This is a genomic window from Streptomyces macrolidinus, from assembly GCF_023887685.1.
GTDB lineage: Bacteria > Actinomycetota > Actinomycetes > Streptomycetales > Streptomycetaceae > Streptomyces > Streptomyces macrolidinus.
Genome location: NZ_JAMWMR010000005.1, coordinates 100,474 through 123,728 on the forward strand (window position 1 = coordinate 100,474; position 23,255 = coordinate 123,728).

At 69.2% G+C, this 23,255-nt stretch carries 20 protein-coding genes; 10 read left to right on the forward strand and 10 right to left on the reverse strand.

Features of this window, described 5'->3' with window-relative positions; genetic code table 11:
- Window positions 1–34: 34 nt before the first annotated feature.
- Together NGF19_RS07910 and NGF19_RS07915 are read right to left on the reverse strand one after the other, a co-directional pair.
- Window positions 35–1,192 (reverse strand): helix-turn-helix domain-containing protein, encoded by a 1,158-nt coding sequence (locus tag NGF19_RS07910; RefSeq protein ID WP_252423449.1) that lies wholly within the window; start codon window positions 1,190–1,192, stop codon window positions 35–37.
- Window positions 1,193–1,204: 12 nt separating this feature from the next.
- Window positions 1,205–1,678 (reverse strand): NUDIX hydrolase, encoded by a 474-nt coding sequence (locus tag NGF19_RS07915; RefSeq protein WP_252423450.1) that lies wholly within the window; start codon window positions 1,676–1,678, stop codon window positions 1,205–1,207.
- Window positions 1,679–1,846: 168 nt separating this feature from the next.
- Between NGF19_RS07915 and NGF19_RS07920 the strand changes: the two genes are divergently transcribed.
- The 7 genes from NGF19_RS07920 to NGF19_RS30930 all read left to right on the forward strand — a co-directional run bounded on the left by NGF19_RS07920 (window position 1,847) and on the right by NGF19_RS30930 (window position 11,617).
- Entirely contained in the window at window positions 1,847–2,644 is a 798-nt protein-coding gene (locus tag NGF19_RS07920) for a TauD/TfdA family dioxygenase (RefSeq protein ID WP_252423451.1), read from the forward strand.
- Between the two features lie 468 nt (window positions 2,645–3,112).
- Entirely contained in the window at window positions 3,113–3,406 is a 294-nt protein-coding gene (locus NGF19_RS07925; protein WP_252423452.1) for a hypothetical protein, read from the forward strand.
- A gap of 139 nt (window positions 3,407–3,545) precedes the next feature.
- Window positions 3,546–4,769, forward strand: a complete 1,224-nt coding sequence (gene fxlM, locus NGF19_RS07930) for a methyltransferase, FxLD system (protein ID WP_252423453.1) — start codon at window positions 3,546–3,548, stop codon at window positions 4,767–4,769.
- A gap of 54 nt (window positions 4,770–4,823) precedes the next feature.
- Window positions 4,824–5,012, forward strand: coding sequence for an FxLD family lanthipeptide (locus tag NGF19_RS07935; protein WP_252423455.1), 189 nt, complete (start codon window positions 4,824–4,826; stop codon window positions 5,010–5,012).
- A gap of 96 nt (window positions 5,013–5,108) precedes the next feature.
- A complete protein-coding gene (locus NGF19_RS07940; RefSeq protein ID WP_252423457.1) occupies window positions 5,109–8,186 on the forward strand; it encodes a lantibiotic dehydratase in 3,078 nt (1,025 codons plus the stop codon).
- Window positions 8,187–8,189: 3 nt separating this feature from the next.
- The gene (locus NGF19_RS07945) at window positions 8,190–9,425 is read left to right on the forward strand and encodes a lanthionine synthetase C family protein (RefSeq protein WP_252423459.1); all 1,236 of its coding nucleotides are present in this window, start codon (window positions 8,190–8,192) and stop codon (window positions 9,423–9,425) included.
- A complete protein-coding gene (locus NGF19_RS30930) occupies window positions 9,407–11,617 on the forward strand; it encodes a thiopeptide-type bacteriocin biosynthesis protein (protein ID WP_308288460.1) in 2,211 nt (736 codons plus the stop codon). Before NGF19_RS07945 ends, NGF19_RS30930 begins: the two co-directional genes overlap by 19 nt.
- A 193-nt stretch (window positions 11,618–11,810) precedes the next feature.
- Here the strand turns inward: NGF19_RS30930 and NGF19_RS07955 are convergent, their stop codons facing one another.
- The gene (locus NGF19_RS07955; protein ID WP_252423461.1) at window positions 11,811–12,542 is read right to left on the reverse strand and encodes a PA0049 C-terminal domain-containing protein; all 732 of its coding nucleotides are present in this window, start codon (window positions 12,540–12,542) and stop codon (window positions 11,811–11,813) included.
- Between the two features lie 108 nt (window positions 12,543–12,650).
- Between NGF19_RS07955 and NGF19_RS07960 the strand changes: the two genes are divergently transcribed.
- On the forward strand, window positions 12,651–13,793 hold the full coding sequence (locus tag NGF19_RS07960) for a tyrosine-type recombinase/integrase (RefSeq protein ID WP_252423463.1): 1,143 nt from the start codon (window positions 12,651–12,653) through the stop codon (window positions 13,791–13,793).
- Here NGF19_RS07960 and NGF19_RS07965 read toward each other — a convergent pair.
- Window positions 13,741–15,117, reverse strand: coding sequence for a C39 family peptidase (locus NGF19_RS07965; protein ID WP_252423466.1), 1,377 nt, complete (start codon window positions 15,115–15,117; stop codon window positions 13,741–13,743). The genes NGF19_RS07960 and NGF19_RS07965 overlap by 53 nt on opposite strands.
- A gap of 206 nt (window positions 15,118–15,323) precedes the next feature.
- On the opposite strand from NGF19_RS07965, the gene NGF19_RS07970 reads away from it, so the two are divergent.
- Both NGF19_RS07970 and NGF19_RS07975 read left to right on the forward strand, forming a co-directional pair.
- Window positions 15,324–15,944: a uridine kinase family protein gene (locus NGF19_RS07970; protein ID WP_252423858.1), complete on the forward strand. Its 621-nt coding sequence runs from the start codon at window positions 15,324–15,326 to the stop codon at window positions 15,942–15,944.
- A 432-nt stretch (window positions 15,945–16,376) separates the two neighbouring features.
- On the forward strand, window positions 16,377–18,242 hold the full coding sequence (locus tag NGF19_RS07975; protein ID WP_252423477.1) for an AAA family ATPase: 1,866 nt from the start codon (window positions 16,377–16,379) through the stop codon (window positions 18,240–18,242).
- 126 nt (window positions 18,243–18,368) lie between these two features.
- Here the strand turns inward: NGF19_RS07975 and NGF19_RS07980 are convergent, their stop codons facing one another.
- From NGF19_RS07980 to ribH, 6 genes are all read right to left on the reverse strand, one after another.
- Window positions 18,369–19,487, reverse strand: a complete 1,119-nt coding sequence (locus tag NGF19_RS07980; protein WP_252423487.1) for a hemolysin family protein — start codon at window positions 19,485–19,487, stop codon at window positions 18,369–18,371.
- On the reverse strand, window positions 19,484–20,821 hold the full coding sequence (locus NGF19_RS07985) for a hemolysin family protein (RefSeq protein WP_252423489.1): 1,338 nt from the start codon (window positions 20,819–20,821) through the stop codon (window positions 19,484–19,486). The genes NGF19_RS07980 and NGF19_RS07985 overlap by 4 nt, the downstream gene beginning before the upstream one ends.
- A gap of 243 nt (window positions 20,822–21,064) precedes the next feature.
- Window positions 21,065–21,520 (reverse strand): PH domain-containing protein, encoded by a 456-nt coding sequence (locus tag NGF19_RS07990; protein WP_252423492.1) that lies wholly within the window; start codon window positions 21,518–21,520, stop codon window positions 21,065–21,067.
- A 22-nt stretch (window positions 21,521–21,542) separates the two neighbouring features.
- Window positions 21,543–22,391, reverse strand: a complete 849-nt coding sequence (hisG, locus tag NGF19_RS07995; RefSeq protein WP_252423493.1) for an ATP phosphoribosyltransferase — start codon at window positions 22,389–22,391, stop codon at window positions 21,543–21,545.
- A 56-nt stretch (window positions 22,392–22,447) separates the two neighbouring features.
- Complete coding sequence (locus NGF19_RS08000; protein WP_252423494.1) at window positions 22,448–22,720, reverse strand: phosphoribosyl-ATP diphosphatase; 273 nt, start codon at window positions 22,718–22,720, stop codon at window positions 22,448–22,450.
- A gap of 33 nt (window positions 22,721–22,753) precedes the next feature.
- Window positions 22,754–23,239: a 6,7-dimethyl-8-ribityllumazine synthase gene (gene ribH / locus NGF19_RS08005; RefSeq protein ID WP_252423498.1), complete on the reverse strand. Its 486-nt coding sequence runs from the start codon at window positions 23,237–23,239 to the stop codon at window positions 22,754–22,756.
- Window positions 23,240–23,255 lie beyond the last annotated feature (16 nt).

Sequence of the window (23,255 nt, forward strand, 5' to 3'; positions counted from 1 at the left end):
CGACGTTCACGCAGTACGCGAGTCGGAATGGTCGCTACGCCGCCATCTCGCGACGCAGTTGATCGAGCGCGGCTTCCGCTCTACCGCGGGTGCCGGGCAGGTGCCCGTCGGCGGCGCGGATGACGCGCTGAAGCTGGTGAGGCAGGCGCTGGGCGAGCGATTCGGTGATGGCGGAGTCGAGGGCTTCGGCCGCGCCACCGCGATCCGTGCCGAGAAGCCGCACCTTCGCCACGGTGATCAGTCCGATGACGCGCCACTGCGGGGCCACGGCGGTGGTCACGGCAGGACTGCGATCGGCGAGTTGTATGGCCAGTTCGGTCCGCCCGGTGGCCACGAGGCCGCGCAGTCGGATCTCGTGGAGTGCGAACGGATTGAAGAGCGAGGTGTGTTCAACGGTGTCGAGGAGACTGTCGGCCTCGCGAACGCTGGAGTCGAAGAGCTCGGCATTGCCGATCGCTCCAACGGCTCTTGCGTACAAGGGAAGCACGGCCGCCCTCGTAGTGAGGTCCGGCGCCAGTTCGGCCGCGTGGCGCAGTCGTTCGACGGCTGCGCCGAGCAGCCTGGCCTTGCGGAGCTCGTTGCCGTGCATGCGCAGCACGTACGAGGTGAAGGCGGGGTCGCCGAAGTACTGGGCGATCTGGAGGCTCTTGGCCGTCCAACGGGCCGCGGTGGCGAGGCGTTCCTCGGGCAGGACGTTGCCGAGGGCGACGCCCAAGCCGACACGAGCGCGGGCGAGCAGGTTCAGGACATCGCGTTCGCTGTGCCCGTCGTCCACGCGGGCTTCCAAGCGGGCGACGAGCGGCCAGAGTTCGGCGACGGCTTCGGAGGCGTGGCCGCTTTGGCGGGCGATCTCGGCGAGCCGCACGGTGGAATCGCCGAACTGGAGCATGGTCCGGTGGTCGGCGTCGGAGAGGTCGGTGACTCCGAGGACGTGCGGCGGCAGCCCCAGCTGTGCGCAGACACGGCGCCGGGAGGCGATGTCGTCGAGGGTGCGCTTGCCGAGTTCGAGGGCGGATACGTACGTCTTGTCGTAGCCGAGAAGTGCACCGAGGTCGGTCTGGGTCAGGCTGTGGACCGTGCGGACGAACCGCAGGATCTGCCCGAGATCGCCGGTGCTCAGGACGGTGTGGGCCTGCGGGGTCGCCCAGTGCCAGGAAGCATGACGGGTGAGCGGCCCGCCCGGCGAGCTCATGACCATGGGCGGTTACACCCGCTCGGTGTCGGCCGCGTCGAGGGCCGTGCGCATCCTGCCGTACCAGGCATGGATGGACTGCTTGTAGCCGTCCGGCATCCGGAGTGCGTCGACCTCCGCCTCGGTGAACACGCCGATCTGCTTGTGCTCATGGCTGATGACCGGCGGCCGGTCGGGGGTGAGCACGGTGCAGCCGTAGGTGACAATCAGGACGCGACGGCCGGGAATCGGCTCGTAGATCCACACCCCGGCGTCGATGAGAGGCCCGCACTTCACCTCCCAGCCGCTCTCCTCGCGCAGCTCGCGCTCGACCGCCGTCTCTGGTGTGACATCCGGCAGCTGGGCGTCGGTGCCGGCTCCGATCTCCAGACGGCCGCCGGGCAGCTCCCACTCTTCGCGTTCGTTCTTCAGCAGCAGGACGCGCTGCTGTGCGTCGAGGGCGACGCCTTTCACGGAGACAGGCCAGAGCGAGGGTGTGTACGTCATCGAGGTCCTCGTCATGCGCGGTACGCCAGGTCTTTGCGGAACGTAGCACGTCCCCGCCAACACGATTGCACCTCGGGCGAGTTGTCCGATTCGACAATCTGTCGCTTTACCTCCCCGCACCGCGCTCCGAACAGTGGGTTCACCACATCCGAGTCAAAGGAGTACGTGATGCTCGACGCCGCTGCGAGCGGTGCCTTCCGCCGCCATCTGGTCGATCCGCGCGCTCCCCGTGCTCTGGACGACATCGGTGCGCTCCTGCGCGAGACCGGACTGGTCACGGTGGAAGGGCTCCGTTCCCGCACCGAGGTTCTCTCCTTCGCGAAACGGGTCATGGACCTGGTCGAGCACCGTGACAGTGACTCCGACCGGCTCACCACCATCCGCCACGTCGAAGGCCGCGGGCACAGGGACGGGTACGCGGGATTCGGTACCAGGGAACTGGCTCTGCATACGGAACGCTCCGGTGTCCCGACACCGCCCCGACTCATGATGCTCGTCTGCGGCACGGTCGCGGACAGCGGTGGAGAGAGCCTGCTGGCTGATGGGCGCGCTGTCCATGCTGCGTTGTCCAACGCTTCGCCGGACGCCGTGGAAGTCTTGTCACAGCCGCGCACCGCCTTCTTCGGGAACGGCGACGGACACGCAACCCAGGTCTTCACCCGCCACCACGACGGCCGCGTCTCGATCCGGCTACGGACCGACGCCCTCGCCCGCTGGAACCCTCTGGCCCTGCCGCACCTTCCCCTCCTCCAGGCGGCGTTGGCGGAACATCAGGTCGTCCTTCCCCTGGAGCCCGGCCAGGGGTACCTGATCGACAACACCCGCTGGTTGCACGCCCGGCGCGCCTTCACCGGAGGCCGACTGTGCTGGCGGGCTCTCGGGGCTCCCCGTAGCCGCCTGCCCTCGGGCTTTCAGCCCGCCATCGTCAGCACGGCTGCCCACCCTCGCGTGCTGGAGGCGCGATGAGCATCACGCCGAGCACCGTCGTGGACGGTGCGGTGTCACCACGTGGCTACCGGTGCTACCGCGATGTCCAGGGCTCGCCCGCAGACGGCCCGCAACCGGGCGGTACGACGGTGCTCACCCCGCGCGCCGCCCTCGACTGGGTTCGGGACGACGTCCGTAGGATCGCTCCCTCCCTCGACCGGAACAGGTTCGACGCCTTGTGGGCCTGGCTCGGCGACCACCACGGTCTCGAGCGCGCCATTCAGGAACTGCGGCGCGGGCACCAGTACACCTACGTCGTCGATACCGGCACATGTACCTGGACGTGGACCGTACGACCGGCGCCTGAAGCTCCCCGCGCCCATGCCTTCGGTCTTGAGCCCGCTCCCACTGCCAGCGTCGGTACTTCGGCTGATGCACCGACTGCCTGGGGCACAGGCTCTCTCCGTATCGAGCCCTTAACCTCCCTTCCGCCAAGAGGAGTCATCTGTGGAACGACCCCAGACGACCGCACTCACCGTCACCGTGGGCGATGTACGCACGGAGGACGTGATCGCAGTGGGCGGGATCCTGCGCACCGTGGTCGACATGCGCGACATCGTCGGCGACCGGAAGAAGCTCGAATTCGACGACCGTAACTTCCTGATCCTTCCGCGCAACCTGCCCATCGCCGTCACCCGGCGCATCCCCCGCTCCCCCGCACCAGCGCGACGACACGCCAGATCAGTACGCGCAGCGACGACCGCTGCCCGCTTCGTCAACTACCGCGCCTCCGCTCGTTAGGCCTGCGCGCCCGCCAAGGCCTCCACCTGGCCATCCCAGATGGGCCCGGGGGTGCGTATGCCGTCCTGGAGGCGGCTCTCTCGACCAGCTAAGTCAGCACCCCGCCACCACTGGGTGCACTGCAAGGAAGGGACACTTCATGATCCAAGCGACCGTCGACCCTGGTCGCGCTGCAGAGCTGCGCGACCAGGTCGTCGACCAGCTCGTCGCGGACGGCACGATCGTCTCGAAGGACGTCGAGGCCGCGATGCGCAAGGTCCAGCGGCACCTGTTCACTCCGGGCATCCCGCTGGACGCGGCGTACGACACGTACGCGGCTGTCATCACGAAGTCGGATGAGCACGGGGTCCAACTCAGCTCCGTCTCCGCGCCGCAGATCCAGGCACTGATGTTGGAACAGGCCAAGATCACGCCGGGTATGCACGTACTGGAGATCGGCTCCGGAGGCCTGAACGCCGCATACCTCGCCGAACTGGTGGGACCTGACGGCGCGGTGACCACCGTCGACATCGACTCGGAGGTCACCGACCGCGCTGCCCGTCTCCTCGAAGAGACCGGCTACAGGAGTGTCCGCGTGGTCTGCGCGGACGCCGCGGGGCCCATCCCTGATCTCGGTGAAGTCGATGTCGTCATGGTCACCGCCGGCGCTTGGGACATCCCTCCGACATGGATCGACCAGCTCAAGCCGGACGGCCGCCTGGTGGTCCCGCTGCGGATGCGCGGCCTGACCCGGTCCGCCGCTTTCGCTCGCGTCGGGGATCATCTGGAGAGCGAGTCGGCGAAGATCTGCGGGTTCGTGCCGATGCAGGGCTCCACCGCGCACCGTGAGGAGCTGCTGCTCGTCACGGGCGAACCGGAGATCGCGCTGCGGTTCGATGACGGGCTGCCGGCTGATCCGAGCCAGCTCGACAACGCGGTGCGCACTCCGCGGGTGGAGCTGTGGACCGGGGTCACGATCGGTCTCAGCGAGCTCATGGACACCCTCCAGATGCACATGGCGATCGCGCTGCCCGGCTTCTGCGTCATGACCGTCGACCCTGACCTGGACACCGGCATCGTCGCGCCCGTCAACAGGAGTTGGTCCCTCGCGGCTGTGGAGGGCCCGAACTTCGCCTACCTCGCCCACCGCCGCACCGACGATGGCAAGCACATCGAGTTCGCGGTACACACCCTCGGTCCGGACGCACAGGCGTTCGCGGAGACGATCGTCCGGCACCTGCGTGACTGGGAGCGCGAACGGCGCGGCGGCCCCGGCCCGGTCATCCGGGTCTATCCGGCTGGCACCCCCGACGACCAGGTCCTTGGAGACCGGGTGATCGACAAGGTGCACAGCCGGATCTCACTCTCCTGGCCTCCGGCGTAATCGTCGGAGGCCAGGACGTCCTGCACCACTCCAACGAGTAAGGAGAGGGAACGTATGACGAACACCGCCACGTTGCTGGCCGAACGGTCGGCGGTCGAGGACGACTTCGCCCCGCTCGACATCCGCATCGTCGTCGCCACGCACCCCCACGGCAAGCTGATGTGCTCCACGGGGGACGGCTGCGGCAACACGTGCGCTAACGGCGCCTCCGCATGCGGCTCGTTCATCGAGGACCCGGCCTGATCGAGGCCACCCTCCAGGTGTGCCGGGCGTCGCAGTGCGCCCGGCACACCGCCACCGTGCCCCACCCGTGCGCCGAACCGAAGGGAAGAGCTGCCCGTGGCATCCAGAGCAGTCGTCAGCTACCAGTGGCAGGGCGCCGCGATGCTGCGCGCCACCACCAGCCCCGGCCCTGCCGACGTGCCCCGCACCCTCGACCTCGACGACCCCACCGCCACCCGGGGGTGGCTGGCGAGAGTGTGGCAGCGCGAGGAGGTCCGCGAGGCTCTGCGCGTGGCCAGCCCGGTTCTGTGCCAGTCGATCGATGCCGTGGTACGCGGTGCGCAGACGCGTCCGCGGCAGGTACGCCGGACGGCGCTGTCGGTCGCCTCCTACTTGCTGCGCTGGCAGCACCGCCCCACCCCGTTCGGCCTCTTCTCCGGAACAGCCCCTGTAACGGTCGGCCCGGTGCCGCGCGTGAGATGGGATGCCAAGCACCGTGCCCTGGTGAGGGCTGACGCCGAGTGGATCACCGACATCATCCAGCGCCTGCAGCAGATCCCTGCGCTGCTGGAACAACTGCGGCTGGTCGCCAACAACGCCGCTCGCAAGCGTGGTGACCGTCTCGTCGTCCCAGGACCACCCGCGGACGGCCACGCCCTGCTCATGGCCCCGGTCGAGGTATCCGTACGGCTCACGCGACCCGTGCAAGCAGCCATGCGCGCGGCACAGGAGCCCATCTCCTACCGCGATCTACGCAACCACCTTCGCACTCTGTTCCCGAAGGCCGACAGCGGACAGGTCGACGCGCTGCTGGGCGACCTCAACGTGCAGAACCTGCTGATCACCAGCCTGTGGGCGCCGATGACCACCGTGGACGCCCTCGGCCACCTGTGTGCCGAACTGGAGAAGACCGTAGCCCAGGCGTCACCGGACGTCGACGAGATGCTGCGAGCGCTGAACGGGGTACGCAACGACCTCACCGCTCACGGACCCACACTGTCCACTTCCTCCCTGAGCGATGTCACCACACGGATGCTCACGCTGTCGCCGGTCACGCCGTTGCCGTTGCTCATCGACACCGTGTTGGACTGCGACGTGGAGATCCCTGAAACAGTGGTGACGGAGGCAAAAGCGGCGGTCACGGCGCTGTACCGGGTCAGTCCGCAGCCCTACGGCTACCAGCCCTGGCGCGACTACCACCGTCGCTTCCGTGCCCGCTACGGCGTCGGCGCGGTGGTGCCCGTCCTGGACCTGGTGGCTGACAGCGGGCTGGGACTGCCCGCCGGGTACGTCGGGTCGGAGCGCGGCCGAGCGCCGAGAATGCTGACCGACCGCGACGATGCGGTCCTTGCCCTGGTCCAGCAGGCCCTCGTGGAGGGCCGTGACGAGATCGTGCTGACCGACGCGGTGATCGCCGACCTCACCGCTGGCGTAGAGGATCCGCTGTTCGTCCCACGCGTGGAGGTCGCCTTCGAAATCCATGCTGTCTCGTCCGAGGCACTGGCCCGTGGGACCTTTCAGCTCCTGCTCACCGGCGTGCCCCGGCCCGGCAGCAGCATGGCCGGACGGTTCATCCACCTGCTTCCCTCTGAGCAGCAGGAGGCGTGGGCCCGTAGCTACCGGAGCACCCGACCGGACGCGATCACCGCACAGCTGAGCTTCGTGCCACGCCGTCGACGCAACGAGAACGTCGCCCGTACTCCGCGCCTGCTCCCGCATGTCATCGAGGTGTCCGAGCACCGGGCTACCGGCGGTGGGGGGATCCCTTTGGAGGACATCGCGATCACTGCGGACGCCCGCCAGTTCCACGTCCTCCGACAGTCCAGCGGACAGCCCATCGACATCCGTGTCCTCCACGCACTGGAGGCCGGTGTCCAGACGCCGCCCCTGGCCCGATTCCTGGCCGAGATCGCCACGGCTCGGTGCGCCGTCTACCAGCCGTTCGCTTTCGGCGCCGCGGCTCGCCTGCCGTACCTGCCACGCGTGCGCTATCGAAGGACCATCCTCGCCCCGGCCCGCTGGCTGCTGACAGCCCAAGACCTCCCCGGCCACGCCGCGTCCACGCCGGACTGGGAGCAGGCGTTCAACGCCTGGCGTACCCGGCTGCGTGTCCCGAACCACGTCGCCGTGGTCCAGATCGATCAGCGCCTTCCCATCGATCTGGCCCACCCCGTCCACCGCCGTCTGCTGCGCTCCCGTCTCGATGACGCCCGGCGCCTGGAACTGCGCGAAGTGGCGGACTCCGACGTGCACGGATGGATCGGGCGCGCCCACGAAGTCCTCCTTCCCCTCATCCGCACCCACCCGGAAGAGAACCATGCCCTGCCCACGCCGCATCACGTGACCGCCATGAGTGGTGACAACGCGCAACTACCTGGAGCGGGAGTCGTGCTGCACGCCCAGCTGCATGCCCACCCCCAGCGTTACAGCGAGGTCCTGGACCGGCATCTGCCCGCGCTCCTCGCCGAACTCGGCGATGTGCCACCACTGTGGTGGTTCACCCGGCACCGCGAACTCTCCCGTCCCGAGACCGATCAGCACCTCGCCCTGTATGTACGTCTGCCCGAGCCCGGCGCGTACGGCCAGGCAGCCAAGCAGGTTGCCGCCTGGGTAAACGACCTACGTCGCCAGAATCTGGCCTCCCACCTGGAGTTGGCCACCTACGAACCTCAAACGGGGCGCTACGGTCACGGGCCAGCCACGGACGCCGCGCACGCTGTGTTCGCCGCGGACTCGTTAGCGGCCCTCGCCCAGCACCGTATGGCGGACCACGCCGGAATATCCGCACAGGCCCTCGCAGCGGCCAGCGTGGGCGACCTGGCCTCCCACTTCGCCGCCTCCGCTGAACAGGGACTCCAGTGGCTGGTTGAACATCTGCCCCAGGAGCACGGCTCGTTGGAGCGAGCCCTCCGCGATCAGGCCCTCGACCTCGCCGATCCGCGTGACGAACGGGCCACCCTGCGATCCCAGCCCGGTGGCGCGGCGGTGGTCGCTGCATGGCAGGCGCGCGCCGTAGCCCTTGCCGACTATCGCGAGCATCTGACCAGCCAGCGTGAGCCGGTCACCGTCATGCGCTCCCTCATCCACCTTCACCACGTGCGTGCGCTCGGCGTCGACCCGGACGGAGAACGCATCACAAACCGCCTTGCACGAGCCTGCGCGCTGCGACACGTCGTCCACCGGCAGGAGACCTGAGTGATGAACGCCCCGACCGGTCATCGCGCCGACGTCACCGGAGCAGTAGCGCGGTTCGCCCAGCAGCTTGCCCAACCCGAAACCCCGTCCCCGGACGAACCCTGGATGGCGCAGTCACTGGGCAAGGGTGCACCCGGAGTCGCCTTGTTGCACATCGAACGCGCCCACACAGGGCACGGCACGTGGCAGCAGGCTCATGCCTGGATCGCTGCCGCGGTCGCCAGCGAGATCAGCGCCGCCGACACCGCCGGCTTGTACCTGGGCGCGCCCGCGATCGCCTTCGTCCTGCACGCCGCCAACGCCAGCAGCGACGCACGGTACCGCGACGCCCTGAAACCGGTAGATGCGCACGTTGCCGCGCTCGCACACCGCCGCACCGATGCGGCCATGGCCCGAATCCAACGTGGCGAACTATCCACCTTCCGGGAGTACGACCTCCTCTACGGGTTGACCGGAATCGGCACGTACCTGCTCCGCAGCGATCCGCAAGGCAGCGCCCTGGAGCGCATCCTGGACTATCTCGTCGCTCTGACCCGGCCGCTGCGGGCTGACGGCCGAGAGCTGCCCGGATGGTGGGTCGGCCACGACCCGCACTTCGCGGTCTCGCCTCACTTCCCCGGCGGACACGGCAACTTGGGCACGGCGCACGGCATCACCGGGCCCCTGCTGCTGTTGAGCCAGGCGATGCGACGCGGGATCACCGTGGAAGGCCAGCACGAAGCCATCGAGGTCATCTGCGCCTGGCTCGGCGCCTGGCGGCAGGACGGTGACAGCGGCCCGTGGTGGCCAGAACACGTCACCCTGGCCGGGCACCGGACCGGACGAACCCGCCAGACCGGTCCCACACGCCCGAGCTGGTGCTACGACACCCCTGGTATCGCCCGCGCCGGGCAACTCGCCGGCATCGCAACCGACAACTTGTCCCGCCAACGGAGCTTCGAGTACGCGCTTCACCGATGCCTGACCGACCCGGCACAAGTTGCCCTCATCACCGACGACGGCCTCTGCCACGGCCGAGCGGGCGTACTCCAGACCGCCTGGCGCGCCGCCCGCGACGCCGTCACACCAATCCTGGGCGAGGTGCTGCCGCACCTGGTCGAGGCCCTGGTCCACCATGCCGAGCCCGGAACAGACCACGGATTCCTCGAAGGCAATGCGGGCGTCGCCCTCGCCCTGACCACCGCTGCGGCCGATGCCGCGCCGACCTCTGGATGGGACACATGTCTTCTGATCGACTGAGCCCCGACCACAGCGCTCTTCAGCCCGCGGATATCTCACCGGACAAGGCGGAACAAGCAGTACTGGGTGTCCTGGCCGGTATCCCGCCGCACCAATGCGCCGACCACGCCGGCATGGAGCCCACCGAACTGGCCACGGCCGTAGAGGTCTACCAGCACGCCGGGCGGCAGGCGCTGGAAGTGCGAACTACCGCCGAAGGCTGGTGGCAGCTGTACGTCCGGTTCGCCGACTGGACAGCCGCCGAGGAGATCGCCGCTGACCACCTCGCACCGCTGCTGCACCGCGCTGAGGCAGACGGTGCCGTGTCCGCGTGGTGGTTCATCCGCAAGCACCCTTGCTGGCGGATGCGCCTGCGAATCCCAGCGCATAGCCAAGACGTTCAAGACAGGATCGGTGCCGCACTGGACGACCTCAGCAGCGCAGGCCACATCCGACGCTGGTGGACGGGCATCTACGAGTCGGAGACCGCCGCGTTCGGCAATGCCACCGGCATGAGGCTCGCGCACGAGCTGTTCACGGCGGACAGCCGTGCCGTCCTGGACCTACGCCATCACCGTGAAAGCCCCCTTGGCCGCCGCGAACTGTCCATCCTCCTGTGCAGCACCCTGATGCGCGCCGCGGCCCTGGAGTGGTACGAGCAGGGCGACGTGTGGGATCTCGTTGCCCGGCAGCGACCATTGCCCGACGACGCTCCGCCAGATCGACTTCGAGAACTGTCCGCGGGCTTGCGGAAGTTGATGCTCGCCGATACCGCACCAGACGGACCGCTGATGGGCGGCGACGGGCCGTTGACTTTCGCCGCAGACTGGGCCAACGCCTTCCACCAGGCAGGACAGAGCCTTGGGGTCGCAGCCCGAGCCGGAACACTGGACCGAGGCCTGCGCCAAGTCCTCGCCTATCACGTGATCTTCCACTGGAACCGCCTTGGATTGCCCACACGGAAGCAGAGTGTCCTCGCGTCGGCGGCACGCGCGGCCATCCTGGGCCACCCCGCCTCGCGGGTGCACTCGGGCCTGGTGAGGCAGCCCCTGCCGAAAGCCCCCGCGTCAGCAGTCGCGGACCGAGTGGCATCCCGATTCCCGCTCGTGTGCCGCCCCCACCTGACCTGCCCAGATCTCGAAGCCCGGATCGCGGAAGCCCGCGGGTATGCACGCGCCTCCCAAGGACAGGTCGAACAGGAAGCCCAGGTCGAACGAGCCTGTGCAGCATGGAACTTAGCCGCACTGATCGCGGCGGACTGCGGTATGCCGGGCCTCGCCGCAGACCTGTGCACACACCAGTTCCGAATCCTCCAAGCCGCGTGGCCGGTCTCCGGCCGCACGGCCATCGCCTCGCTCCAGCCGCTGGTCAACCTTGCCCGTCTCACCCACCGAGCCGGAGATGCCGAGGGCGCGTACCAGGCTCTGCACTCGTTGGACCACGCCGTGCACCACGGCGGAGATGCGTTCGTTCACGGCACCTCCCTCTCCTTCGACAACTTCGTGGAGAGCGGCGCGGACCGACGCGAGGCCGCCAGATGGCTGCGAGCGCTTCTACGCGAAGACAGCACGCGGCTCCTGGTTGCCACCGGTCAGTGGGCGAAAGCCGCCTCACACGCCGCGATGTACGACGACTCCGGAGAACGCCTGCACGAGGCCCGCCAAACACGGATCATCGCCCACCTACAGGACGATCAAGCAGACTCAGCACTCACGCTCCTCGAAGCCAGCACCATCACGGAACCATGGGAGCAGGCAGTCGCAGCCGTACTCCGCTGCTACATCGACCAGCGGACCCATCGCCGAACGACCGAAGGCGCTACGACCGCACTGGCTGCGGTACGACACGCTCGGGAGTCACGAGACCCGGACACCGCCCTCTTCCTGCTCCGGCTCGCACTGATCGCGGCCGACCTCACCGCCGGCACATCACCGGGAGACGCTGCGGCCCTGCGCACCGAACTGATCCACGACACTGCCGAGTCCGAAGACGCCTTCGCCGCCAGAGAGCTCCTTCGCCACAAGGACACTCGCACGCAGATGACGCGGACAGACGAACAGACGCTGAACATACTCGTACGCAAAGCCGGCCTCGGCCGCGGGGCGATTCCAACGACGCTGCTCTCCGACTTGGTAGGAGCTGCCGAGGCTGCTGAGACCACCCTTGTTCGGATCCTTGGCCCGCATCGGGCGTTCCCCAAGCACGGACGATGACAGCGGTAACGGCTCCGACTCCGGAGACGGATAACCCACACCGCATCCAGGACAACCTCTAGGAATCAGCAGGATTTCAGTCTGACCTGTGGGTTTCACCGGGTGGCGGGAGTGCTGCGGGGCTGGAGGCGCCAGGCCAGAACGGCCCGAGTCACTGCGCCCCGCGTCGCGGCTCTGCCCGGTCTGGCTCTGGTCAGGGCGCAGGTGCTGGCGTTCCGGATGCGTGGCTCAGCGGGGTGTGAGGGGTGCCCAGGGCAGTAGTGAGCAGGGCGCGGGTTTGAGCGAGGACGGCGTCTCGGTAGCGTTCGAGGACGGGATCAGTGATGCGGCCGGTGGACGGGTCGTTGTTGTCCTTGTCGAAGAAGAGGATCGGTGTGTGCAGGTGGCCGCCGGGTGCGTTCAGGTGGCAGGCGTCGCGCAGGAAGGTGGCGCGATAGCCGATCTCGTTGGAGAGGTAGTCCCCGCCACCGCCCCCACGGGCGAGGGAGTGGGGGGTGGGGCCGTCGTCACGTTCGACGGGATCGGTGGAGTCGGCGGGAATCTCTTTGACGCCGGTGTGGTCGTGGACGGGGAACGGACCGCCTGCCTGGCTGGTGGGCAGCGTGGTGACCGTCCACTGCGGCTGCGGGTGCACGGTGGGGACGTCGGAGGCGATGGGGACGGGACCGGGGGCCCGCTGGTTGACGTTGTCCCACATCACTCCGCGCCAGGCACCGTTGGTGTGTTCGAGGTCGAACTGATCAGCACGGCCCTGGCTGATGGTGGTGAAGAGGTCCACCCTGCCTGGTCCGGGCTGGAAATAGGGGTCCAGGGCACGCTCGACGATGCCGCGGGCGAAGGCGTTCCAGCGCAGCGGGAAGATCATCGTGGTGATGTGTGCCGGGCCTGCGTCGGTGTCCAGCGTGCTTGCGACCCAAGGGGACACGGATCGTCAAATCTTCACTTACCCAGGAATTTGGCGCGGCCGGAAATATCGTCTACAACATCACCCACACCGAAAAAGCATGGTCATAGGCCATGAGAGCAGAGATGGGTGAACACATTGGCCAAAATCGTCGACAAGGGTCCTGCTGCTTCGGGTAAGCGATGGACCGTCCGATACCGGGAGCCGGGCGGACGCACCGGGCGTCAGCGGGAGAAGTCGTTCTCCCGGAAGAAGGATGCGGTCGACTTCGCCACCAAGGTGGAAGGAGACAAGCGCGAGAACATCTACGTCGACCCCGACGCCGGCAAGGTGTCGCTACGCCTGTACGCGGACGACTGGCTCGCGAAGAAGACCGCGTCCGCCGGCACTCTCGAGTCGTACGAGCGCATCTTCCGCCTCCACGTAGTCCCCCACCTGGGGAGCAAGACGCTCTCGCAGGTCACCGCAGCGGACATCGAAGGTCTGTACGCACGTTGGCGCCGGGAGGGGGCGGCCCTCAATACCATCGAGTCCCGCCACATAGCCCTCTCCGCCTTGTTCTCCCATGCTGTACGTCACAGGCGGATCCCCGGGAATCCAGTGGCACAGGCCGAGAAACTGGAGAACCCTGTCATCCCTGTCGACGATAGGAATCTCCCCAGCTTTGAGGAGATAACCGCCATCGCCAAGGCGATCGGCCCTCGACTGTCTCCGGCGATATGGCTCATGACGTGCTGCGGACTTCGGATAGGGGAATCTCTGGGAGTCTTCCCAGAAGACATACATGACGGCATCTTGAGGATTCGGAGGCAGGTGATTCGCTATAAAGACGCCTCCGGCAGGTACACGCCGAAATATGCCCCGTTGAAGCATCGGAAGGAAGGCGAGTGGCGCGATATACCCGTACCGGCTTCCCTCGAACCGTTCGTCGATCGACTGCCGATCCGCAACGCAAACGGCGGATTGCCGTACCCCGATCTCTTGCGCAAGTCGTGGGATCGCGCCATCAGGCGGCTCGGCCTACCTGAATACAATCCGCACGACTTGCGACACAAATGGACCACCGTGACCCTGACGAGCGGTGTATCCATCCACGAGGTGTCTCGCTGGCTCGGACATCGCTCGATCAAGGTCACGGTGGACCGGTACGGCCACCTCACGCAGGACGGTCAGGAACGCTGCCGCCAGGTCGTCGAGACGGCCGTGAGGCCGCACATGCTCACACCAGGCCGAGCGACCGCAGCGCGCGGTGCTGGTTCGGTGCTGGATTAGTGGGCCAGTAGATGTAGCAGACACCCCCCGAACCGCTTCTGACCTTGCCGTTTGCGTCGTACCGCTTGGTGCGCAGCCAGATGTTCTCCCATTCGCGACGGCGGTAGACACGGCGCACCGCCTCGTCGCCGGGCGAGGCCGGGTCGTTGGCGATCACATCGCCCTCGGGGGTGAAGCCGATCACGGTCATCAGATGGCCCGAGGTGCCGTACCCGGCGCCCGTCAGCTCCTCCTTCAGGAACGACTGGGACGTTATGGCCGGGATGCCCGCCGCGATCAGCGTCTCCAGGTCGGTGAGCGAGGACAGCCGCGTGACCACGCCCTGGAGGTCCTCGAAGGTCGCCGCGTAGGCCGCGTTGAACGGCCAGTTGCCGCAGCCCTCGTACTGGTAGTCGTAGGTGAAGCGGGCCGCGTGGCAGACCTGCGGGTCGGCGTACGAGGGGTCGACCCAGGACAGTTGCTCGGGGGTGAGCTTCCGGCCCCAGTACTCGACGATCATCTGCGAGGAGGTGGGGCTGCACCAGGCCTCGCCGCCGTTGTCGTACTCCGGGTACTGGCCCTTGTGGATCTCCTGCGAGTAGCGCGGGACGGTCAGCTCGCGGGCGAGGCCGGGGGTGGAGGCCGGGACGGTGAAGCGGTCGGGGATGTCGGAGCCCATGGCGCCGAGCCGCCACACGGTCGGCGTGCGCTGGGTGCCGGGCTTGCGGTAGAGGGTCAGGCGCAGGTGGTACGAGACCAGGCGCAGGCCCGAGGCGGCGTCGGCGATGGCGAAGGTGTCGGTCCAGACATTGCTCTTGCCGTCGGACTGACCGTCGACCGAGGTCCGCCGGATGTCCTGGTCACCGGCCGCCCAGCGGCCCATCACGTACCAGGGCGTGTCCGTCCCGTCGGAGTAGGTGCCCTTCAGCTCCACCTGGATCCAGGTGCCCGCCGGGGTGTCGGCGTTCCAGGACGCGATGACCTCGGTGGCGGGGACGGCGAGGCGGTGCGCCGGGGCCGTCCAGGTGGCGTACTCCCAGGTGGCGGTCCTGCCGGTGTGCGGATCGGTGTAGTCGACACGGCCGGCCGGGGTGGCGATCACCACGCCGGGGCGGCGGCCGGACACGGCGCGGACACCGTGCGCGGTGCCGGAACGCCAGTCGGGGTACGAGGTCCAGGCGCGGTTGTCCACGAGGCTCGGGGCTGCTTTCGTCGACCGGGCGGCCGAGGAGGCCGCGGTAGCCGAGGAGGCCGCGGCGGCCGGGCCCGCGGCGCCGGCCACGGTGGCCGCGGCGACCGCCGCGGCGAGGACGGTTCTGCGGGACGGCTCTGAAGCTCTGGTCATCGGTGGTGACCCCCAGGTATCCGGAAGCGGCGGCTCAGACGTCACGGTGTCCGCCAACTATGGCCGCTGTACCGGGACTTCTGCCAGCACTTCGTCGCCCGGCGCGTCCACCAATATTGGTCGAGACCACTGACCACGTGTCCTTTCCGACCGCGTACCCTTTCCATGAGACTCGCGCCCGTCCCCCTCTCCCCCAGGACATCACCATCCACCACCTCGCGTCCCATCTGCGGCATCTGCCCCCGTCGTGCGGCCCGGTCCGCCTCGTCGGGGTCGACGGGCACGCCGGGTCCGGGAAGTCCACGTTCGCCGGGCGGTCGGCGGCGGCGCTCGGCGGCGCGCCCGTGCTGCGTCTCGACGACATCGCCACCCACGAGGAGCTGTTCGCCTGGACGGAGCGGCTGCTGCGCGAGGTGATCGAGCCCCTCGGGCGCGGCGAGACCGCGCACTACCGCCCCTACGACTGGCGCACCCGGCGCTTCGGCACCGCCCGCGCGCTCGCGCCCGCTCCCGTGCTCCTGATCGAGGGGGTCGGCGCCGGCCGCCGGGCCCTGCGGCCCTATCTGGCACGGCTGTTGTGGATGGACCTGCCGCGCGAGGAGGCCTGGCGGCGCGGCCGGGACCGCGACGGCGAGGAGCAACGCGCCTTCTGGGACGGCTGGGTCGAGGCGGAGCGCGCGCACTTCGCCGAGGATCCGTCCCGGCCCTTCGCCGACCTTCTGGTACGCCAGGGACCCATGGGGTACGAGGTGCTGCCGGGGCCTGCCGGGACGGTTGATCCGAACCAGGATTTCACTCACCGTGACGGATCATCGGCGGTGTGCTGAACGTGTGAAGACCCTTGCGGGGGAACTTCCTTGAGTACTTCAACTCCGCTTGACCCAGGGGCCGTACAGGACTTACGTTCTCAATGTGCGGTTTCTGAAGCCGCCCACAGACACGAAGCCCCCGGTTGTTCCCCCGTGATCGGGGGCTTCGTTCTGCTCAAGTCGCCTTCCACGGGCGCCGACCGGCCTGATTCGTTCACCCTCGGTCACCACACGCCGCGCGCGCCGCCCGCCCCGCTCTCGCCGATCAGCCCGTGCCGCACCCTACGGCGCACCCCTCTCCCGCAGGTACGATGCCTCTCGGTGCGGCCTTCGGACGACTGCTCTGCGCACCGTAGCAACTCCGTTCCACGGCACGGCGGTTCGAACATTCCGGTCGGCGGGTGAGGACCCGGCGGTGAACCAACGGGGTCACGGTTTGTGGGGGACGTGATGGACTTCGGCACGCAGGGCCCCGAGGCCCCGGCCGACCTCGCCTGGCTGCGAGGGGTCGACGCCTACACGATGGGCGCCTATCCGCAGGCGGAGGAGGAGTTCCGCGCGGCGGTCCGGCTGGATCCCGGGATGGCCGACGGCTGGCTCGGACTGCACGCGCTGCGCGTGGACACGACGACCGCGCTGCTGCGGATGTTCCGCCACCGCGACCGCTTCGGGGAGCAGCGCGCCCGCCATCGGCGCGCCTTCAACTCCTGGTACTGGCTGGGCTGGTGGGTGCAGCCGGTGCTGGAGAGCCCGCGCGATCTGCTGCTTGCCCACGCCTCGCACTGGCTGGACGGCCGCCATGTCCCCGAACTGGACCGGGCGCTCGCCGGACTGCCGCCCGTGGACACCGACCCCCAGGTCCGCTTCCTGCACGCCTGCCGAGCCTATCTGGTCAAGGACTGGGAGCAGTTGGTCCGGCACACCGACCCGCTGGTCGACGACACCCTGCTGGGCATCGAGGTCGGGCTGTTCGGCGGGATGGCCCGGGTCCGCCTCGAGATGTACGGGCAGGCCGAGCCGCTGCTCTCCGCCGCCCTGATGCGCTGCCGCAGCGAACAGCCCCAACGCAAGGAACTGCGCTACTGGTTGGCGCGCGCCCACGAGGGCACGGGCCGCTCGGCCGCCGCCCTGCCCCTCTACCGTGCGGTGCACCGCGTCGACCCGGCGTTCATGGACACCTCCGCACGGCTCGCGGCGATCGCCGAGGGCGACGGGTACGACGAGTCCGCCGACCTCACGGCAATGGCGTTCGCCGGTGGCGGGGACGTCCTGGACGGGCCCGACGGTCTCGATCCGCTCTTCGGCTCCGAGGGGCGGGAGGTGAAGCTCTCCGAGCCCGAACCCGAGCCACCGCCGCCGGGCGCGCTGCCCGCGCAGAGCGACGCCGTGCGCGCGAAGGACGTACCACCGGCGCAGCCCCTGCCCGCCGGGCCGACCGACGCGGCCCTGCTGGAGGAGGCGCTGGCCGAGCTGGAGCGCATGGTCGGCCTGGAGCCGGTGAAGCGCCAAGTCCGGGCGCTGTCGGCCCAGTTGAACATGGCGCGGCTGCGGGCGGAGCAGGGGCTGCCCGTGCAGCCGCCCAAGCGCCACTTCGTCTTCTCGGGCCCCTCAGGCACCGGCAAGACCACGGTGGCGCGCATTCTGGGCCGGGTCTTCTACGCACTCGGCCTGCTCGGCGGCGACCATCTCGTGGAGGCCCAACGGGCCGATCTGGTCGGCGAGTACCTGGGGCAGACCGCGGTGAAGGCCAACGAGCTGATCGACTCGGCGATCGGCGGTGTGCTGTTCGTGGACGAGGCCTACTCGCTGTCCAACTCCGGCTACGGCAAGGGCGACGCGTACGGCGACGAGGCCCTCCAGGTGCTGCTGAAGCGGGCGGAGGACAACCGCGACCATCTGGTGGTGATCCTCGCGGGCTACCCCGAGGGGATGGACCGGCTGCTGGCCGCCAACCCCGGGCTGTCCTCGCGCTTCACCACCCGGGTCGACTTCCCCTCGTACCGCCCGCTGGAACTGACCTCGATCGGCGAGGTGCTGGCGGCGGAGAACGGGGACGTCTGGGACGAGGAGGCCCTGGAGGAGCTGCGCTCGATCGCCGGGCATGTGGTGGACCAGGGCTGGATCGACGAGCTGGGCAACGGGCGGTTCCTGCGGACGCTGTACGAGAAGAGCTGCGCGTACCGGGATCTGCGGCTGACGGGGTATCCCCACACGCCGTCCCGGGACGACCTGTCGACACTGCGGCTGCCGGATCTGATGCAGGCGTACGGCGAGGTGCTCTCGGGGCGCGGGCCGCAGGATCCGCCGGGCTGGTGAGCGCTCCGTAGGACGTCGTAAGACGCCGTGAGACGCCGTGAGACGCCGCGGGGTCCTCCGCGCCTGCGGTGAGGCGCGGAGGACCCCGGTCGGTCAACCGATCGATCGACCAGCCGAATCAGCCGGTCAGCTCGGTACCGGTGCTTCCTTCGGTTCCTGCTGCGCGGGCTGCTGCGGTTGCCCCGGCTGTTCCGGCTGCTCCGGCATCCGCGGCTGCGGCGGGACCTCCCTGTGGGCCGGGTCGCTGACCTCGCCGACCAGGAGTTCCAGTACGTCCTCCAGGGCGACCAAGCCGAGCACCCGCCCGGAGGCGTCCGCGACCTGCGCCAGATGGGTGGCCGCCCGGCGCATCACGGTCAGCGCGTCGTCCGCCGGCATCTCGGCGGAGAGCGTGGTCATCGGCCACCACAACTGCGGCGGCACCGCCCGCTCGGAGTCCTCCATGTCGAGGACGTCCTTCACATGGAGGTAGCCCTTGAAGGCTCCGTTCGGGGCGACCACGGGGAACCGGGAGTACCCGGTGCGCGCGGTGAGCGCCACCACCTGGGCGGGGGTCACCGTGGGATCCACCGTCACCAGCAGATCCCGGTCCAGCAGGACGTCCGTCACCGGGCGCGAGCCCAGCTCCAGCGCGTCCTCCAGCCGCTCCTGCTCCTCGGGGTCGAGCAGCCCCGCCTGGCCGGAGTCCTCCACCAGTCGGTTGAGCTGTTCGCTGGTGAAGACCGCCTCGACCTCGTCCTTCGGCTCCACCCGGAACAGCTTGAGGACCACCCGGGCGCAGGCGCTCAGCGCGACCGTCACCGGCCGGCACAGCCGCGCGAACGCCACAAGGCCCGGGCTCAGCCACAGGGAGACCTTCTCCGGCGCCGCCATCGCCAGGTTCTTCGGCACCATCTCGCCGATCACCAGATGGAAGAACACGACCGCGGCGAGCGCGATCACGTACCCGAGCGGGTGAACCATCTTGTCGGGGACGCGCGCGGCGGCGAACAGCGGCTCCAGCAGGTGCGCCACGGTCGGCTCGGCGACCGCGCCCAGTGTCAGGGAGCACACGGTGATGCCGAACTGGGCGGCGGCCATCATCTGCGGCAGCCGCTCCAGGCCGTAGAGCACCTGCCGCGCTCGCGCGGTCCCGAGGGGCTCGATCTGGCTGCGGCGTACGGACACGAGCGCGAACTCGGCGCCGACGAAGAATCCGTTGACGAGCACCAGCAGCGCGGCGAACAGGAGTTGCAAGAGGCTCATCGGGCCGCCTCCACGGCCGGTGCGGTGATCTCCGCGAGCTTGACGAGCCTGACCCGCTCGGCGCGGTAGTGCCCGACCTCGTACACCGTGAGGCGCCAGCCGGGCAGTTCGACGCGGTCCCCGCGGGCGGGGATCCGGCCGAGCAGATCGGCGACGAGTCCGGCCACGGTCTCGTACGGGCCTTCCGGGACGTCCAGGCCTATGCGGCGCAGGATGTCGACCCGGCAACTGCCGTCGGCGTCCCACGCGGGCCGCCCGTCCTCGGGCGGCGCGACGGCGAGTTCGGGCAGGTCGAGACCGTCGTGCTCGTCGCGCACCTCGCCCACCAGTTCCTCGACGATGTCCTCCAGGGTGACGACGCCCGCGGTGCCGCCGTACTCGTCGACGACGACGGCGATGGGCTGCTCGCTGCGCAGCCGCTCCAGCAAGGGCTGCACGGGCAGGGTCTCCGGGACGAGCAGCGGTGCCTGGGCGATCCGGACGACGGGGGTGCGCAGGCGTTCCTGCGAGGGCACCGCGAGGGCGTTCTTGAGGTACACCATGCCGATCACTTCGTCGATCTTCTCCCGGTAGACGGGGAAGCGGGACAGACCGGTGGCGCGGGTGAGGTTGACCACGTCCTCCGCGGTGGCGGAGGACTGGAGCGCGCTCACCTTCACGCGCGGGGTCATCACATGCTGGGCGGTCAGCTCGGCCAGGGACAGCGTGCGGACGAACAGGTCGGCCGTGTCCTGCTCCAGCGCTCCGGCCCGTGCCGAGTGCCGGGCGAGCGAGACCAGTTCGCCGGGGGTGCGGGCGGAGGCGAGTTCCTCGGCGGGCTCCACGCCCAGGGCGCGCACCAGCCGGTCGGCGACCGCGTTGAGCGCCGCGATCACGGGCCGGAACAGGCGCGCGAACAGGTGCTGCGGCCCCGCGACGAAGCGGGCCACCTGGAGGGGCCGGGACACCGCCCAGTTCTTGGGCACGAGTTCACCGATCACCATCTGGGCGGCCGACGCGAACAGCATGCCGACGACGACGGCGAGGCCCGAGACGGCGCCCTCGGGGACGCCGATCGCGAGGAAGGGTCCGCGCAGCAGGCCTTCGAGCGCCGGTTCGGCGAGCATGCCGACGACCAGTGAGGTGATGGTGATGCCGAGCTGGGTGCCGGAGAGCTGGAAGGACAGCTCCTTGAGCGAGGCGACGACCGTACGGGCCCGTCGGTCGCCCGCGGCGGCGGCCTTCTCGGCGTCGGCCCGCTCGACCGTGATGAGTCCGAACTCGGCCGCGACGAAGAAGCCGTTGGCCAGGATCAGCAGGAACGCTGCACCGAGGAGCAGCAAGAGGGTGGTCATGATGCCGCCGCCTCCGCGTGATCGCGGACCGCTGCCGGTGAGGGCAGCGGGTCCGCGGTATGTCGGCAGGGGGCGGCGCAGGTACTACAGGACGATCCGTCCATCGCCGGAGGGAGTCACTCCTCGGGTAGCAGGAACCCCTGAGCACCGGGCGGAGCAGCAGGGGTGGAGGCCCAACGGAGGTGCCTCCTTCTCCAGATTAATCAAGACATCGGGATGTGCGGCAGGGTGGACGGCCCTGAGTCATCCCTGATGCCGCTCGGGCTCGGCCGTGGAGCGGGCCTCGGCCAGGTCACGGAGCGCGCGGGCGTCCTGTATGGCGCGCTGCTTGGCGATGCCCGGCTGGATGCCCAGGGCGGGCAGGCTGGTGCCGTCGCTGAGGTTGAGGAACACCCAGGGGTCACCCGGACGCAGGTTCACCTGGATGATCTCCGCCCAGTCCAGACGGCGGTGGCTGGTGATGTTCACCACGGTGACCCCGCTCTCGTCGGCGACGACCTTGGGCCGGGCCAGCAGGAGCAGCACAGCGGCGAAGAGGGCCGCCGTGAAGACGAAGCTGAGGCGCTCTCCGGCGCTGAGCCCCTCCAGCAGCATCGCGATGGTCGTGATGGACACGAACGTCGCGAGGCCGACGGTGAGGAGCACGACGCGGGTGCGTCCCGGCCGGAAGGTGACGGGGAGGCTGGGCAGATCGGGCATCGGTACGGTCTCTCGGGAGCTCTCAGAGGCGGCAGGCGTGGATGGCCGTGGTCAGGATGGCTCGCGCGCCGATCTCGTACAGGTCGTCCATGATCCGCTGGGCTTCCCGGGCCGGGACCATCGCCCGGACGGCGACCCAGCCCTCGTTGTGCAGCGGCGAGACGGTCGGGGACTCCAGGCCCGGGGTGAGCCCGACGGCCTTCTCCAACTGCTCGACCCGGCAGTCGTAGTCCATCATCACGTACGTACGGGCCACCAGGACGCCCTGGAGGCGGCGCAGGAACTGCTGCACCTTGGGGTCCTCGGTGTCGGCGCCGGTACGGCGGATGACGATCGCCTCGGACTTCATGATCGGTTCGCCGAAGACCTCGAGGCCCGCGTTGCGCAGCGAGGTACCGGTCTCCACGACGTCCGCGATGACCTCGGCGACCCCCAGCTCGATGGCCGTCTCCACGGCGCCGTCGAGGTGGACGACGGAGGCGTCGATGCCCTCGTCCGCGAGGTGCTTGGCGACGATGCCCTCGTAGGACGTCGCGACGGTCCTGCCCGCGAGGTCCTCGATGCCGTGCGCGGTGCCGGGCTTGGCGGCGAAGCGGAAGGTGGAGCGGGCGAAGCCGAGGGAGAGGATCTCCTCGGCGCCGGCGCCGGAGTCGATCAGCAGGTCCCGGCCGGTGATGCCGATGTCGAGGCGGCCGGAGGAGACGTAGATCGCGATGTCGCGGGGGCGGAGGTAGAAGAACTCGACCTCGTTGACCGGGTCGACGATCCGCAGCTCCTTGGACTCCCGGCGCTGCTGGTAGCCCGCCTCATGCAGCATCTCCGCCGCAGGGCCGGACAGTGAACCCTTGTTGGGGACCGCGATGCGCAGCATGAGGGGGGCTTCCTTCGTGTCGGTGCGTGAGGGGGTTGAGGTGGGCGTGGTGCGGCTCAGAGATGGGCGTAGACGTCGTCCAGGGAGATGCCGCGGGCGACCATCATCACCTGAACGTGGTACAGGAGCTGGGAGATCTCCTCCGCGGCGGCTTCCTCGCCCTCGTGCTCGGCGGCCATCCACACCTCGGCGGCCTCCTCGACGATCTTCTTGCCGATGGCATGGACGCCCTTGCCGACCAGCTCTGCGGTGCGGGAAGTGGCGGGATCGCCGTGGGCGGCCTTGTGCTGGAGCTCGGTGAACAGCTCCTCGAACGACTTCTTCGACATGGTGGTCTAACCCTACGCGCTCTCGTCCTCGTCTCAGTGCCAGGGTTCGGATACCGAGCGGAGCGTGGCGGCGGTCGCCACGGCCGCGGTCACCGCCTCGTGCCCCTTGTCCTCGGACGATCCCGGAAGACCCGCGCGGTCCAGGGCCTGCTCCTCCGTGTCGCAGGTGAGCACGCCGAAGCCGACGGGGACACCGGACTCGACGGACACCTGGGTCAGGCCCTGGGTGACGCCCTGGCAGACGTAGTCGAAGTGGGGGGTGCCGCCGCGGATGACGACCCCGAGGGCGACGATCGCGTGGTAGCCGCGGGCCGCGAGGACCTTGGCGGCGACCGGGAGCTCGAAGCTGCCGGGGACCCGCAGCAGGGTCGGCTCGTCGATGCCCAGTTCACCGAGGGCGCGCAGGGCTCCGTCGACCAGGCCGTCCATCACCTTCTCGTGCCACTGCGCCGCGACGACGGCGACCCTCAGATCGCTCGCGTTGCGGACGGACAACTCCGGTGCACCCTTGCCGCTCACGTGTCTCCTCCGTGTT

What these genes read in the sequence shown, in the direction of transcription:
- NGF19_RS07910 (WP_252423449.1), bottom strand. Translation starts at nt 1,192, where the DNA reads ATGAGCTCGCCGGGCGGGCCGCTCACCCGTCATGCTTCCTGGCACTGG.
- NGF19_RS07915 (WP_252423450.1), bottom strand. Translation starts at nt 1,678, where the DNA reads ATGACGTACACACCCTCGCTCTGGCCTGTCTCCGTGAAAGGCGTCGCC.
- NGF19_RS07920 (WP_252423451.1), top strand. Translation starts at nt 1,847, where the DNA reads ATGCTCGACGCCGCTGCGAGCGGTGCCTTCCGCCGCCATCTGGTCGAT.
- fxlM (WP_252423453.1), top strand. Translation starts at nt 3,546, where the DNA reads ATGATCCAAGCGACCGTCGACCCTGGTCGCGCTGCAGAGCTGCGCGAC.
- NGF19_RS07935 (WP_252423455.1), top strand. Translation starts at nt 4,824, where the DNA reads ATGACGAACACCGCCACGTTGCTGGCCGAACGGTCGGCGGTCGAGGAC.
- NGF19_RS07945 (WP_252423459.1), top strand. Translation starts at nt 8,190, where the DNA reads ATGAACGCCCCGACCGGTCATCGCGCCGACGTCACCGGAGCAGTAGCG.
- NGF19_RS30930 (WP_308288460.1), top strand. Translation starts at nt 9,407, where the DNA reads ATGTCTTCTGATCGACTGAGCCCCGACCACAGCGCTCTTCAGCCCGCG.
- NGF19_RS07965 (WP_252423466.1), bottom strand. Translation starts at nt 15,117, where the DNA reads ATGACCAGAGCTTCAGAGCCGTCCCGCAGAACCGTCCTCGCCGCGGCG.
- NGF19_RS07975 (WP_252423477.1), top strand. Translation starts at nt 16,377, where the DNA reads ATGGACTTCGGCACGCAGGGCCCCGAGGCCCCGGCCGACCTCGCCTGG.
- NGF19_RS07980 (WP_252423487.1), bottom strand. Translation starts at nt 19,487, where the DNA reads ATGAGCCTCTTGCAACTCCTGTTCGCCGCGCTGCTGGTGCTCGTCAAC.
- NGF19_RS07985 (WP_252423489.1), bottom strand. Translation starts at nt 20,821, where the DNA reads ATGACCACCCTCTTGCTGCTCCTCGGTGCAGCGTTCCTGCTGATCCTG.
- NGF19_RS07990 (WP_252423492.1), bottom strand. Translation starts at nt 21,520, where the DNA reads ATGCCCGATCTGCCCAGCCTCCCCGTCACCTTCCGGCCGGGACGCACC.
- hisG (WP_252423493.1), bottom strand. Translation starts at nt 22,391, where the DNA reads ATGCTGCGCATCGCGGTCCCCAACAAGGGTTCACTGTCCGGCCCTGCG.
- NGF19_RS08000 (WP_252423494.1), bottom strand. Translation starts at nt 22,720, where the DNA reads ATGTCGAAGAAGTCGTTCGAGGAGCTGTTCACCGAGCTCCAGCACAAG.